Genomic DNA, 14,041 nt, shown 5'->3' with positions numbered 1-14,041 from the left:
CCGGGGATGGCGCCGCGCGGGACCCAAGCAATGCTCGAATTTCCACGCTGGAAGTACGTCGTCATCCTGATCGTACTGGCGCTCAGTGCGCTGTACGCGCTGCCCAACATCTACCAGAAGGACCCGGCCCTCCAGATCACCGCCAACCGTGGCGGCCAGATCGACGATGCGCTGCGCGACCGTGTGCTGGCCGACCTGAAGACGGCCGGTATCACCACCATCGGTGTCGAGAAGGAAGGGGAGAGCCTGATCGTCCGCCTGCCGGACCTGAAGGCGCAGTCCGCTGCCAGCGACGCCCTGCGTGACACCGTCGGCGAGAAGTACACCGTGGCCCTGAACCTGGCCTCGACCGTACCGGACTGGCTGGCCAAGTTGGGCGGTCGCCCGATGGTGCTGGGCCTGGACCTGCAGGGCGGCGTGCACTTCGTGCTGCAGGTCGACCAGAAGGCCGCTCTCGACAAGCGCCTGGACGCCTACACCGAAGACGTGCGCAGTACCCTGCGTGACGCGCGCATCGCCTACCAGTCGGTGGAACGCCGCGCTGACAACAGCATCGTGGCCAACCTGAGCCCGTCCGCCGGCGATGACGCCGCGCAGCGTGCGCGTACCGCCCTGGTCAAGGCGCAGCCGACCCTCGGCTACGACGTCAGCGGCAACCGCATCACGGTGACCGTGCCGGATACCGAGATCGCGCAGATCTCCAATGGCGCCATCGAGCAGAACATCAATACCCTGCGCAACCGCGTGAACCAGCTCGGCGTGGCCGAGCCGATCATCCAGCGCCAGGGTGCCGACCGCGTGGTCGTGCAGCTGCCGGGCGTGCAGGACACTGCCGAAGCCAAGCGCATGATCGGCGCCACCGCCACCCTGGAATACCGTGCGGTGGTTGAAGGCAATGCACAGGACGCCATCACCGCCGGCCGCATCCCGCCGGAAGCGAAGGTCTATCAGCGTCGTGACGGCGGTGGTCCGATCCTGCTGAACAAGCGCGTGATCGTCACCGGTGACCAGATGGTCGGCGCGCAGGCGGTGACCGATTCGAACAGTGGCTCCCCGGCCGTCAGCGTGACGCTGAACAACGTCGGTGGCCAGCGCATGTTCGACTTCACCAGCGCCAACGTGAACAAGCCGATGGCGGTGGTCTACACCGAGCGTGTGCCGACCGTGACCGTCGTCGACGGCCAGGAAGTGCGTGGCTTCAAGGTCAACGAGGAAGTGATCTCGGTGGCCAACATCAACGGCGTGTTCGGCAAGAACTTCCAGACCACCGGTCTGCAGAAGAAGGAAGCCGAAGACCTGGCCAAGCTGCTGAAGTCGGGCTCGCTGGCCGCGCCGATGGACTTCGTTGAAGAGCGCGTGGTCGGCCCGAGCCTGGGCGCCGAGAACGTCAAGAACGGCATGCGCGCGGTGGTGTTCGCGTTCCTGTTCACCCTGGTGTTCTTCAGCGTCTACTACCGCATGTTCGGTGTGATCACCTCGATCGCGATGCTGTTCAACCTGCTGATCGTGGTGGCGGTGATGTCGCTGTTCGGCGCGACCATGACCCTGCCGGGCTTCGCCGGCCTGGCGTTGTCGGTCGGCCTGTCGGTGGACGCCAACGTGCTGATCAACGAGCGTATCCGTGAAGAGCTGCGTGCCGGCGTGCCGGGCAAGACCGCGATCGTGACCGGTTACGAGCGTGCCTCGGGCACCATCCTCGACGCCAACCTGACCGGCCTGATCGTCGGTGTGGCGCTGTTCGCATTCGGTACCGGTCCGCTGAAGGGCTTCGCGCTGACCATGATCATCGGTATTTTCGCCTCCATGTTCACCGCGATCACCGTGTCGCGTGCGCTGGCGACGCTGATCTACGGCCGCCGCAAGAAGCTCCAGAACGTGGCCATCTGACGGGACGACACGCACATGAAACTGTTTCCGCTGCACATCCTCCCGAACGACACCAAGATCGACTTCATGCGCTGGCGCCATGTCGCGATGGTCGTCACGGTCATCGTGTTCCTGGCCTCGGTCGCCATCATCGGCGTCAAGGGTTTCAACTACGCCCTGGACTTCACCGGCGGCACCCTGATCGAGGCCCGCTTCGACAAGGCCGTGGACGTCGAGCAGGTCCGCACCAAGCTCGAGCAGAACGGCTTTGAGGGCGCGCAGGTGCAGAGCGTCGGTGGCAACACCGACCTGCTGATCCGCCTGGCCCCGCATGGTGAGCACGCTGCCGGTACCGGCGACGCCGCGCATGAGGACAAGGCCACCGCCGCCGCCGTGGTGAAAGCACTGTCCACCGCCGATAACCAGGCCACCGTGCTCCGCAACGAGTTCGTGGGTCCGCAGATCGGCAAGGACCTGGCGATGAATGGCCTGTACGCCACCATCTTCATGCTGGCCGGCTTCCTGATCTACATCGCGGTGCGCTTCGAATGGAAGTTCGCGGTCACCGCCAGCATCGTGGCGATGTTCGACCTGATCGTGACGGTGGCTTACGTGTCCCTGCTGGGCCGTGAGTTCGACCTGACCGTGCTGGCCGGCCTGCTGTCGGTGATGGGCTTTGCGATCAACGATCTGATCGTGGTCTTCGACCGCGTCCGCGAGAACTTCCGCAGCCTGCGCGTGGACTCGATGGAAGTGCTGAACCGTTCGATCAACCAGACGCTGTCGCGTACGGTGATTACCGCGGTGATGTTCTTCCTGTCGGCACTTGCCCTGTACATGTACGGTGGCAGCTCGATGGAAGGCCTGGCCGAGACGCACATGATCGGTGCGGTGATCGTGGTGCTGTCCTCGATCCTGGTGGCGGTGCCGATGCTGACGATCGGCTTCCTGCGCGTAAGCAAGCAGGACCTGCTGCCGAAGGCGAAGGACGTCGAGGCCTTGGCCCGTCGCCCGTAAGCGTTCGCGCTGCACGCAACACACAGAAAACCCCGCGCAAGCGGGGTTTTTTGTTTGACGATGACTCCAGCCCGGTACTTCGCTGGACTGCGCCGTAGCTCGATACAGCAGGTTTATCAAGAACTTACGCGCGTCCATCATATGCCGGTGCTTTCTGAAACTTGACCCGGTTTTCCCTCGCGCCGCTCCTATCTGGCTCTTGGAATTCGGGTCGTTCCAAGGAGTCATCATGGCGAAGATCAAGCTCACCAAGACCGCCGTAGAGTCGGCGCAACCCCAGGCCAAGGACATCGAACTACGGGATACCGTGGTGCCGGGTTTCCTCTGCAAGATTACCCCGAAGGGCCGCCGGGTGTTCATGCTCCAGTACCGCACGAACTCCGGGCAGCCCCGCAAGCCTTCGCTGGGCCTGTTCGGGGAACTGACCGTGGAGCAGGCCCGCGTCATGGCGCAGGACTGGCTGGCGGAGGTTCGCCGGGGCGGCGACCCCGGCGGCGCCAAGGCCGAGGCGCGCAAGGCGCCCACGGTCGAAGCGCTGTGCAAGAAGTTCATGGAGGACTACTCCAAGAAGCGCAACAAGCCCAGCACGCAGCGCGGCTATCAGGCGGTCATCGACCGCTGCATCGTCCCGCTGATCGGCCGCAAGAAGGTGCAGGACGTGAAGCGGCCCGACATTGCCGGGCTGATGGAGAAGCTGGCCTACAAGCCGGCCGAGGCGAACAACGCCTTCGGCGTGCTGCGCAAGATGTTCAACCTGGCCGAAGTGTGGGGCTACCGCCCGGACGGCACGAACCCGTGCCGCCACGTCCCGATGTACCCGCCCGGCGAGGAAACCCGGCTCATCGTGGACGACGAGCTGGCGCTGATCTTCCGCCAGTTGGAGAAGCTGGAGGCGGAAGGACTGGAAAACTACGTCATTCCGCTGGCGATTCGCCTGCAATTCGAGTTCGCCGGCCGCCGCTCCGAAATCTGCATGCTCGAATGGGATTGGGTCGATCTGGAGAACCGGCGCGTGGTCTGGCCCGACAGCAAGACCGGCGGCCTCTCCAAGCCCATGAGCGCGGAAGCCTATCGGCTGTTCTCGACGGCACCGCGCCGTGAAGGCTGCCCCTATGTCCTGCCGTCGCCCAACGACCCGACCAAGCACCTGACCTTTGGCGAGCACTATGGCGGATGGTGCCGGGTGCTCAAGGCCGCCGGCGTCCCGCACGTCGGCACGCACGGCATCCGCCACCGCTCCACGACCGACATTGCCAATTCGGGCGTGCCGACCAAAGTGGGCATGAAGCTGACGGGCCACAAGACCGTGGCGATGTTCATGCACTACGTCCACACCGAGGACAAGCCGGTGCGCGATGCGGCCGAGCTGGTGGCGAGCCGGCGCCAGGCCATCACGGGCGCGCGGCGCCCTGCGGAGGCCACGGCATGAGCAAGAAGACGCTTTCGGTGGCGCCCCCCCACCGCCTTGCCGGCCGACTATCCCCGTTCCGCAATTTCCGAGACAGTGTCTGGGAAATTCGGCCTCGCCGAGCTGGCCAAGGTCTTCACGCTGCCGTGATCGGCCTATGCGCTGCTGATTTCGGTCAAGGATGCCCGCGTGACCGGGGCGGCCGGCATCCCGCCCTGTCGGCTCCGATTGTCGTGCTGGCGTCACGACAATCGGGCGGACCATCCCTTCCGTCTAGGTGCTACACCGGAGACTGGAAAAGTATGCCCGTTTCGGGTATAGTTTGGAGGTCGAAATGACGGACATCCTCAAGCGAAAGGACTTTGCACGCTGGCAGTCGGGCGAGAAGCTGCCCGATGCCGCCTTGTGCAAGGCGGTTCAGGAGATGGAGAGTGGTCTGATCGACGCGGACTTGGGCGGCTCCCTCTACAAGAAGCGGGTAGCCCGTGTCGGCGGTGGCAAGAGTGGCGGCTATCGCACGCTGGTATCGGCCAGGATTGGCAGCCGCTATGTGTTCCTGCATGGTTTCCCGAAGAACGACAAGGCGAACATCACGCAGGACGAAAAGAAGGCGCTGCAATTCGCCGGCAAGGTGTTCTTGGAACTGTCTGCTGAAGTCTTGTCGAAGGCGTTGCAGTCGGGTGTTTTAGTGGAGGTGCATTGTGAGCAAGATCATTGAATCGCTGCGTGGCGACCTAGCTGCGCTCCACGAAGTGGGCGCGATCAGCAAGGTGACGATGCGCAAGTTCGACGCGGTCTGCCCGCCACCGGTGCGGGAGTTCGGTGCTGCAGACATCAAACGCCTGCGCGAAGCCTTGAAGTTCAGCCAACCGGTGTTCGCGCTTCACCTGCACACCACAGCCTCGACGGTGCGCAAATGGGAGCAAGGCGAGACTCGCCCGGCCGGCCCTGCCCTCAAGCTGCTCAACGTCATTGCAGACAAGGGCTTGCGGGCCATTGTCTGAGGCCTATTGGTATCTACTAACCGCGGCCGCCATCAGTGTTTCGAAAAGGGATACCGATTCTTAATGTTGGCATTGAAGTACGTCCCTTTGGAGTCCGCGTTCATAAGCCCAGTATGCTCGCCCTCAGGAACCCCTGAGTATTCGTAAACAGCTCCATTATTGAACTCTATCTCCAGTATCTGGCTGTCGGCATCATAGCCAATGGAGTTGATGTTGCTTGAAGTGACTGAGGTGCGTTCCATAGTGTCGTCTCCTTCGGTTAAAAATCAGGTTTCTGAATCCGCTGCCTGTGTTTTGCCAGCATTAGGATCTTGCTTGCGCCACGCCTCGACTAGAGGCTTGTAATTTTCATCTTTGACAGGTTCTGTCCATCCGCCAGACCTTATACGCTTGCCGCCTTCCCCCTTGGGCACAACGACCATAGGATCGTCACTTTCCGGGCGTCGGCCCTCAGGTGGACGGTCAATGATTGCCCGTATTGGCATATTGACGGCTTCGCCCACGATCAATGCTTCACCAGTTCGGAGAACTGGAAGCATTGAAAAGAGCCCTTTGAGATTGTCCGATGCGCAGGAAGTTACCTGGGATCGATCAGAATCGTTGGTTAAACGTAAGGCGACAACCGTACCGCATTGGGAAAGAATTGTGGTGTCCACTTCGGATGGTCGTTGACTGACTAGCATCAAGCCAACGCCGTATTTCCGGCCCTCTTTGGCTATGCGCCGTGCTGCAATCGCAGCTCTATTCTTTGACTGAGGGCCAAGGTATACATGTGCCTCTTCAAGGACGACGAGAAGAGGCCGCTCTCTACCGCCTTCTTGCTTATTTCTACCCCAAAAGATTGCGTCATACAGAATACGCAACACGGCCCCTACCAAATCATCCACAACAGCGGTAGGAATACCTGATAAATCGAAAACAGAGATAGGCTTTTCTGCGCCTATCCATGCCTCAAGCAAAGCGTCAAGATCAGCGGCCGTTGTTCCGTCCTTGTCAGGCGCCCACTGGCCGGGGCGGAAAAGAAATTGCATGCGAGGATCACGAAGCTTGCTCTCCAATCCATCCAGGTGCGCGCGAGGCATGTCGCCATACAAACCTCCGTATACCTTTTCCGCGCCTGCTTCGGTAGTAATGGGGCGGAATCGCGGGCGAATAAGTTGATCTCCGTCGCCAAGAGCTTTGGCGGGCGGTGCGCCATCTTCCATATATGATCGCGTGGCCTCGGTCTGATTCTGGTTTTTGCTTACACTATGAGTTGCGCAATGCAGCGAATACAAGTCGTGCCAGAGTTGGTAAACGGAAAACGGCAGCGGGGTGTCGATCGTGACCGTGGTGTCTGGCAGGCCATGTGCAACGCCCGCCGCCTTTGACGCGCGTTTGCTTGATAGGAGTCTCTCTTGCAACAAGGTAAGAGGCGTCCCTGAGACCGATCCCATCGTTATTGAAATGAATTCTTCGGCCGTCAGTGCCCAAAATGGAACATGCAGCTCATGCTCACCTGCGGTCGCATCGGCTCCAACTCTAAATACCCTAGCTTGATCGCCAAAGGCCTTTGCGTACTCTCCGTGAAGGTCAAACAGTACGACGCGCGCAGACTTGAATCGTGCTTGGTCAGAAACTGCTCCCAATAGGTTTGCAACGGCATTGGACTTTCCGGATCCAGTGCTCCCAACGACAGCCGAGTGACGAGTAACAAGTCGATTCACATCCAAGTATGCTCGGATCGATTCGGCGCTGGCTACGCGTCCTACGGCGACGTATCCATCATCGTCCCCCGGTGCGTACACCGTCTTCAAATCTGACTCAGTGACTACGTGAACCGAGTCGCCGATAGAGGGGTACTGCGCTATGCCCCGCTCGAACTTTGTTCCCCGTCGTCCCTGACCAACGAGTTCAACTCTGAGCCACCGATTGCCGAGCTGAGGTGCAAGCTCGGGCGGCCCGGGTGCAGCTCCGGCTCCGACCTGAGATATCACTCCATACAGATCGACATATCCTGATGGAATACGAACGAATCCTCCAACTTGTCCGACACGGTATGCCTCCCCGTTAACAAAAAGAAGGCCGCCAGGCGTGCTCTCTGAGAGCTTTACGCTCACACTCGAACCGTTGACATCTTCAACGGTTCCGAGCCGTGATGGGTCTGGGTTACCCGGCTGGTTGTGCATCGTGAGTGCCCCCGCCACAAAGCTGTTCAAGAAAAAGGCCAAAGTAGTGGAAATCGCCCAAACGGCTGCGCGGTTGTTGCTCTTTGGAACCATCCCCAACCTCGGTCTCTTCTTCAACGAGCCAAGGGGTGTGCTCATTTCCGCCAATGGTTCCGGGTCGATATCGGCCTACTCGTGTTCCTACGACCGCTCCGTCCCAAGCAAGAACGGTGAGATTGCTTTGCTTTACTGCATAGTCCACAGCTCTAGAGTGCTGTCCAAGCCCGGAATACATCAGCGCAAAGCACTGGGCATTGCGATTCCCTCTCAACCCATCAAGCAAGACTTCATTCAAATGATCGTCAAGAAAAGAATATCCACACACCACCAATCTAGGAGCATCCTTCCCATGAAAGAAGGCTCTTAGTCGATCAAGCATCGCAAGGTACGGCATGCGACGGCTTTGGTCATACTTGAGATGAGATGGAAAGATCATGACCTTGCCCGCCTCTGCCTCACGGGTCACGCGAACGACGCGGGTTACCTTCGCCCCATTTACGATCTCTTCGCTTTTCTCCCAATTGATTGATCCGTGAAGCTTCCACAGCCTCGTCCATCTGGAGGGGATAACGTCGTGCTCGATCGAGGCCAAATCAAACCAAGGCTTGTGCGAACCAACAAATCCGTCGAAGTGCGGGAGCGGGTGCTGCTCAAATGCCTGCTCAAAGAGAACATCGTAGTTTGGAGTAAATATTTCAGCAGGTGAGCTTCGATATACCCCACCGATCCAAGACGCAAAACGGTTGTACGCGTTGCGATACACAGGCAATGGCTTCCGTATTTCCGTTGCGATTAACGCGCAAACTTTCTCGTCAAGGTCGCTCAAGTCATTTTTCGTCATCCCCAGAATTTCCGCACTTCCTCGACGATTCGCCAAAGTACGCAATTCCGTCAGCACGTCTTCCACGGTAGGGTCTTTGCCATCTGCTGGTTTGCATTCTTCACACAATGCGTCCCAATGCTTCTTGAACTTCGACGTAGCTTCAGGTGCTTCATCTGCCGACAACAGCCCAGCAGCAATACGTTTTGTCAATTCCACGACCGCTGGAATCAGCACGATGCTATTTTTTCCTTCGGCATCGTAGACGCCAAGAGGGCAGCCAGCCCCAAGGAAGCAACCTATGCGCTGCTTGTCGTCTTGAAGTACCAGCCGAAGATTTCGGGCCTGCTGCGCTGCGTCGTGTATGGCGGGCAAAGGCGGTGTTTTTGCAGGCACAACATCAGCAGGTGATGGGACTGGCGCATCATTCGTATTTGAATTTTGAGTCACGGTTTTCAGCTTCCCTGTTCTTCATCATTTGGGCCGGGCAGAGCCACCAGGCTCAGGCCTTCGATTTCCTGCAGTGACTTACCTGCTATGCCTTGCAGATCCCCATACATGCCAACAGTGGCGCCCATCACACGCTCGATCTGCTCTTCACGCTTCGCCCATTGCTTCATGATGGCTTTTCGTTCTTTATCCAAGTCTTGCTGCATCGAGGAGAATGCTTCAACGATCGCTTCCACGCGATGACGGAATCGCGGTCCGGTCAGGTACTGATAAACCATTTCGGTCTTGGTTTGCTGCCCCTCGCTGACCTGCCTAGCCATGCTCACCTGAAGCAGAGTGTGGCGGAGTATCGTTGCTACTGGCAGAACCGCCCGCGGGCTGGTTACCCAAACACCATCAATAACATCAAAAGTTTCAATGCCTTTTGGCAATACCTGACTAACGAGAACCGACACCTCCGCTTTGGCAGTTCGCTGATCATCGCGCAACTTGGAGAGCCAGCCGTCGCTCCAATTCTTGGTTCGCTTTGACTCCCAGAGTATTTCGCCGCTTGGTTGTCCAGCTTGGCTGATCACACGTTGCAGCACGTCACCACCGAACTCTCCCTTTGCAACAGGCTCGATAGAGTCAAATGGAAATTTTGCGCGCAGCAGGTTTTCAAGATCCATTTCCTGGACTTCGCCCTGAAGTTGCTGAGAGCCTTGTTCTGCCTTTTGCTTCAATTCCTCGATCTTCTGCTGCATCGACGCGATGGTTTGATCTTTCTCCATCACCTTGAGCTTCAAACCATCTTCAGCCTCTCGCCCTGCCATGGCCCGCACTTCTGTTAAACCCTCTTGAACACGTTTCTCAACAGTCAATTCCAGTTCGCGCTTAGCATCGTCGAGTTCACGCTGCTTCTTGATCAGGTCAGCCTGCGCCTTCTGGGCTTCGGCCAACTTCTCATCACGTGACTTCAATACTTCCTGAAGCTCAACTAGCTCACGTGCTTTCGCGTCGAACTCTGCCGCACTCGCGAGCTTGGCTTTCTTGGCTTCATCGGCTATGACTCGTGCGCGCTCGGTCTTTAGTTGTGCTGCAACCTGATCTGCAACTTGGTCATCGAGAGCGCGTTTTTCTTCGGCGACCTGTTTTTCCTTTTCCCGCAGGCTTTGTTCGCGCTTGGCGAAATCCAAGTCTTTTTGTGCGATTTTCTGTTCGTACTGCTGACGCGTCGCAGCGATAAGCGGAGCTGCAAGAGACTCTGTTAACCGAATCTCGGTCTTGCAGTTTGGGCAAATGATCGTTGGCTCTGTCATTGCGAGTCCTGAAAGATATTTCGCATACTCATGGAGTCTTGCGCTTCAGCGGAGAAGCGACACGATTCAGATCGAAAGGCAAGGCCTTATCGGTCGCGATGCGTGTTAGCAGCATGCGAATCGCATCCGAAATCGACAGCCCCATTCCGGATAAGACATGGCTGGCTTCCTCCTTGATTTCTTTATCAATCCGGGCGCGAACGACATCACTGCTTGCCATGGACACAGACTCTAGAAAAGTGTAGCCACATCGTAGCCCATTTGTGCCATCATGTAACCGATACGCGGGAGCGTTCCGCCGTCGGGCTCGCGGGCTGCGCCCCACGCCTCTGCGAGTCGTGGCCATTCGGCTTTGATCCCTAACGCCTTCGACCCTTGAGGGCCTGCGCGCTCCGCTTGCCCAAAGACGGGTGTGTGCAGTGTGGGGGGCGGTCTTGCTGTTTCCTTCACCGTACCACGGCGTGCTCGCCGTCAAGGGCGGCGCGTGCCTTGCACGCTGGCGTCCTGCGGCCGTCTTCGACCCCTGACTGCTTGCGCTCCTCCGTGCTCCCGACGGTTCCGGGCAATTCCGCCCGAGCAACCGGAGCACGATCATGTTGCAACTATCTTTTTCCTCGATCGATACCGCTGTGCTGGTGCGTGACACCCACGGACACTATGCGCCGGCGACGGCCGATCAGATTCTGGAGGCCGCGCGCCAGGTCATCGACCAGAAGATGCAGCGGGGCGCTTCCTTCTCCTCGCCTGCTGCGGTCAAGGCGTACCTGCAGCCCAAGCTGGCGGGGCTGGAGTGCGAGGTGTTCGCGGTGCTGTTCCTGGACACCCGGCATCGGCTGGTCGAGTACACGGAGATGTTTCGCGGCACCATCGACAGCGCATCGGTCTATCCGCGCGAGGTGGTCAAGGAAGCGCTCCGGTTCAATGCGGCGGCGGTCATCCTGTCGCACAACCATCCCAGCGGAGATCCAGAGCCCAGTGCGGCCGATCGGGCGCTGACCCAGCGGCTCAAGGATGCGCTGGCGCTGGTGGACGTGCGCACCCTGGATCACGTCATCGTTGCGGGAGCGAGTACGGCATCCTTTGCCGAGCGCGGGCTGATCTGACGTCGGGGGCTTCGGTCCCCTGTCTCATTATGTTTGCGCTTCGAGATACCGCGCCATGTCATCGAAGCCGGCGATCACCGTGCAGTCCAGGAACGTGTCCAGTCCGATCCGCTTGTCGGCCAGCAGGTTTGCGAACTTCCTGTCCGTGAACAGCGCATGGGCAACAGGGAGAGAGGACGCGGCGACAAGGAAGTCGTTGGGGTCGCCATCCTTGTACTTGCGGTTCGGGTCGAATCGCATAAGGCCATACAGCGCACTGAGGATACGCATGGTCGGCAAGGCGCGCGATGACGGTTCTTGCTGCCAGTGGTACATCGCGCTTGCCGCATACAAAGTGATCTGCTGGAAGTCGGGTGCCACGCCTTCATTGACGAACCACGCCTCAATGCCGCCCTTCAACTCGACGAAGATGCCGGTATTGAGATTGACGATCTCGGACTGGTGCTGGGCCTTGCCGTCGTTGAGGTCGGCAATGCCTCGTGAGTTGTCCCACTTCTTGCCCGGCGCGTTGGCGGCCACTTGCATCTGGACCGAGAACGGGAGTTCGGACAAGGCGTCGAAGAACGCCTTGTTGAACGTGGACTGGTCCACATGCGACTTGACGAAATCAGGCAGTGAAATCGTCGGTATCCCCATCATTTCGATGGGGCTGCACACGAAGCCCTCCAGGCCTTCGGCCTGATCCAGCCGGTTCATCCGCAACTGCTGCAGTTCCGAGCCGAGGCGGTCATGGAATGAGGTGATGCAAAGCCCTTGGGAGAACTCGTCGACCAGGCTTTCGAGGGTGTGCAGAATTTTGTGTAAACGGCCAATCAACAGCCGGCGCAAGCTGGCCTGTCCGTAAACACTATGAACACCAAGAAACACGACGTACCCGAAGAACTGCTGTCTGGCCTGCTGGCCAACTATAAGAAGCCCGAAGACCTGTTTGGTGAGAACGGTCTGCTCAAGCAGTTGACCAAGCTACTGGTAGAGCGAGCTCTGGAGGCTGAGCTGACCGAACACTTGGGCCACGAACGCAACGAAGCAGTTTCCAACCCCGTTGGCAATACCCGCAACGGCAAGAGCAAGAAGACTCTCAAAGGTGATTTCGGCGAACTGCCCATCGAGGTACCCCGCGACCGCCACGGCAGCTTTGAGCCGCAGCTCATTCCCAAGCACCAGACCCGCTGGGCAGGGTTTGACGACAAAATCATCTCGCTGTACGCCCGTGGCATGACGGTACGAGAGATACAGGCACACCTTGAAGAGATGTACGGCACCGAGGTCTCGCCCAGCCTGATTTCTTCGGTCACCGATGCTGTGGCTGATGAAGTCAAAGCCTGGCAGGCTCGACCGCTGGAGCCGATTTACCCTATCGTCTATCTGGACTGCATCCATGTGAAGGTGCGTGAGGGCGCAGTGCGGGTCAAGGCGGTGTATCTGGCCATTGGCATCAACATGAGCGGGGAGAAGGAAGTGTTGGGCCTATGGCTGGCCCAGACTGAGGGCGCCAAGTTCTGGCTGCAGGTGGTTACCGAGCTACGCAACCGGGGCGTGCAGGACATCTTCATTGCCTGCGTCGATGGCCTCAAGGGCTTCCCTGAGGCTATTGAAGCTGTGTTTCCCAAGACAGTGGTTCAGTTGTGCATCGTGCACATGGTGCGCCACAGCCTGAACTACGTCTCATGGAAACGCCGCAAAGAAGTGGCGGCTGACCTGCGTCGCATCTACACAGCAGCTACCGTACAGGAAGCTGAGCTAATGCTCTGTGAGTTTGAGCAGCGCTGGGATACCGAGTACCCACCCATTAGTCAGTCCTGGCGCAGAAACTGGAGCCGGCTGACACCGTTCTTTGACTACCCAGCAGAAATCCGCAAGGTCATCTACACCACCAACGCCATTGAGTCAGTCAACATGGGCCTGAGGAAGCTGAGCAAGAACCGAGGCTCATTCCCCAGCGATGAGGCACTGGTCAAGCTGTTTTACCTGGCTCTGCGCAACATCAGCCAGAAGTGGAGCATGCCCATCCGGGATTGGAAAGCTGCGCTGACCCGCTTTACCATTGAATTCGGAGACCGCATCTCTATCAACTGAAGTCCGAACCGTTTACACAAAAATTCGGACACGCCCAGGCTTTCCAGTGACTCCCGCGTCGCCGGGTGGACCATCGAATCCAGTTCGAAGTACGTGGGAACACTGATCGGAAATGCGAAACGTCCCGTTTGTGCGGTGCGCTCCATGGCCGCTCCGAACTCCTTCATTGCTGGCGTCAGGTTGGTCTTGCCCTGCCGGTAGTCCGCCAAGCACTTCCAGGCAAGCGTGTCCAGGTAGACAAGTTTGCGGGAGCTGACACGGGCAGCCCTTTCTTTGCACCGCCGCCGGACATGCTCCTGAAAGCTGACCTCGGGATGGCCGCGGTGCACCTCGATGTAGTGGCTGATACGGGTGGCCGATGTCCTGATGGCCGAATCGAGGGATGACGACATGGTGATGCCAGTAGTTTCCTGCAGGTTGGTGAGACAGGTGTCTGCTCGCTGCTTCGGATCAGCATAACAAGCTGCTCAACCAAGCTGCGCGTCTCCGCTTTGCGGACCGGGCTACTCCAGGTTCGCTGGCCGCTCATCCCTGACGGGACTGGCATTCGCCAGCCTTGCGTATCCCTGACGCCTCCGGCCCGGCTTCCAGATCCGGGCCTGCGCGCTTCGCTTGCCATGCAGTCAGCGCAAGGGGAAGGCCGTTGCCGTGTCCAGCCGTCTCCCCTGACTTCATCACCTTGTCCGCGACTGTAGCCCGCGCCCGTGTGCCGTCAAGGCGCGCAGGGCCGTGTCCTCGGCTGCGCCTGCGGGCCGCACCAACCCTGCGCTTGCCTCCTTGACGGCACCCGTT

The 14,041-nt window shown here is 59.1% G+C and carries 13 protein-coding genes; 7 read left to right on the top strand and 6 right to left on the bottom strand.

All coding sequences use genetic code 11. From position 1 onward, the window contains the following. Positions 1 to 30: 30 nt before the first annotated feature. The 5 genes from secD (at position 31) to BKE09_RS01990 (ending at position 5,295) form a co-directional block, all read left to right on the top strand. Complete coding sequence (secD, locus tag BKE09_RS02010) at positions 31 to 1,887, top strand: protein translocase subunit SecD (protein WP_049442810.1); 1,857 nt, start codon at positions 31 to 33, stop codon at positions 1,885 to 1,887. A gap of 15 nt (positions 1,888 to 1,902) precedes the next feature. Further along, the gene (gene secF, locus BKE09_RS02005) at positions 1,903 to 2,883 is read left to right on the top strand and encodes a protein translocase subunit SecF (RefSeq protein WP_014036869.1); all 981 of its coding nucleotides are present in this window, start codon (positions 1,903 to 1,905) and stop codon (positions 2,881 to 2,883) included. Positions 2,884 to 3,112: 229 nt separating this feature from the next. Further along, entirely contained in the window at positions 3,113 to 4,312 is a 1,200-nt protein-coding gene (locus tag BKE09_RS02000; RefSeq protein WP_028240170.1) for a site-specific integrase, read from the top strand. Between the two features lie 313 nt (positions 4,313 to 4,625). After that, positions 4,626 to 5,009, top strand: a complete 384-nt coding sequence (locus BKE09_RS01995; protein WP_043549497.1) for a type II toxin-antitoxin system RelE/ParE family toxin — start codon at positions 4,626 to 4,628, stop codon at positions 5,007 to 5,009. Next, entirely contained in the window at positions 4,993 to 5,295 is a 303-nt protein-coding gene (locus BKE09_RS01990; RefSeq protein ID WP_043549496.1) for a DNA-binding transcriptional regulator, read from the top strand. Before BKE09_RS01995 ends, BKE09_RS01990 begins: the two co-directional genes overlap by 17 nt. Before the next feature lie 32 nt (positions 5,296 to 5,327). Here the strand turns inward: BKE09_RS01990 and BKE09_RS01985 are convergent, their stop codons facing one another. Genes BKE09_RS01985 through BKE09_RS01965 form a run of 5 tightly spaced genes read right to left on the bottom strand, consistent with a single transcriptional unit; the run spans position 5,328 to position 10,290 of the window. After that, on the bottom strand, positions 5,328 to 5,537 hold the full coding sequence (locus BKE09_RS01985) for a KTSC domain-containing protein (RefSeq protein ID WP_043549493.1): 210 nt from the start codon (positions 5,535 to 5,537) through the stop codon (positions 5,328 to 5,330). A gap of 24 nt (positions 5,538 to 5,561) precedes the next feature. Continuing rightward, the gene (locus tag BKE09_RS01980; RefSeq protein WP_075676548.1) at positions 5,562 to 7,463 is read right to left on the bottom strand and encodes an ATP-binding protein; all 1,902 of its coding nucleotides are present in this window, start codon (positions 7,461 to 7,463) and stop codon (positions 5,562 to 5,564) included. After that, entirely contained in the window at positions 7,444 to 8,772 is a 1,329-nt protein-coding gene (locus BKE09_RS01975; protein ID WP_197565158.1) for an SIR2 family protein, read from the bottom strand. The genes BKE09_RS01980 and BKE09_RS01975 overlap by 20 nt, the downstream gene beginning before the upstream one ends. A gap of 5 nt (positions 8,773 to 8,777) precedes the next feature. Then, on the bottom strand, positions 8,778 to 10,070 hold the full coding sequence (locus tag BKE09_RS01970) for a DUF2130 domain-containing protein (protein WP_075674712.1): 1,293 nt from the start codon (positions 10,068 to 10,070) through the stop codon (positions 8,778 to 8,780). 28 nt (positions 10,071 to 10,098) lie between these two features. Then, complete coding sequence (locus BKE09_RS01965; protein ID WP_015476707.1) at positions 10,099 to 10,290, bottom strand: type II toxin-antitoxin system RelB/DinJ family antitoxin; 192 nt, start codon at positions 10,288 to 10,290, stop codon at positions 10,099 to 10,101. A 373-nt stretch (positions 10,291 to 10,663) separates the two neighbouring features. On the opposite strand from BKE09_RS01965, the gene radC reads away from it, so the two are divergent. After that, a complete protein-coding gene (gene radC / locus BKE09_RS01960; RefSeq protein ID WP_043549483.1) occupies positions 10,664 to 11,173 on the top strand; it encodes a DNA repair protein RadC in 510 nt (169 codons plus the stop codon). A gap of 27 nt (positions 11,174 to 11,200) precedes the next feature. On the opposite strand, the gene BKE09_RS01955 is transcribed toward radC, so the two are convergent. Then, complete coding sequence (locus BKE09_RS01955; RefSeq protein WP_139319605.1) at positions 11,201 to 12,001, bottom strand: hypothetical protein; 801 nt, start codon at positions 11,999 to 12,001, stop codon at positions 11,201 to 11,203. A 21-nt stretch (positions 12,002 to 12,022) separates the two neighbouring features. On the opposite strand from BKE09_RS01955, the gene BKE09_RS01950 reads away from it, so the two are divergent. Continuing rightward, positions 12,023 to 13,249, top strand: a complete 1,227-nt coding sequence (locus tag BKE09_RS01950; RefSeq protein ID WP_016452448.1) for an IS256 family transposase — start codon at positions 12,023 to 12,025, stop codon at positions 13,247 to 13,249. Positions 13,250 to 14,041 lie beyond the last annotated feature (792 nt).

Origin of the sequence: Stenotrophomonas sp. TD3, assembly GCF_001939825.1 — a bacterium.
In the GTDB taxonomy this organism is placed as follows: Bacteria; Pseudomonadota; Gammaproteobacteria; order Xanthomonadales; family Xanthomonadaceae; genus Stenotrophomonas.
Note: the sequence above shows the minus strand (reverse complement) of the source record. Positions and strands in the feature narration are given on the sequence as shown.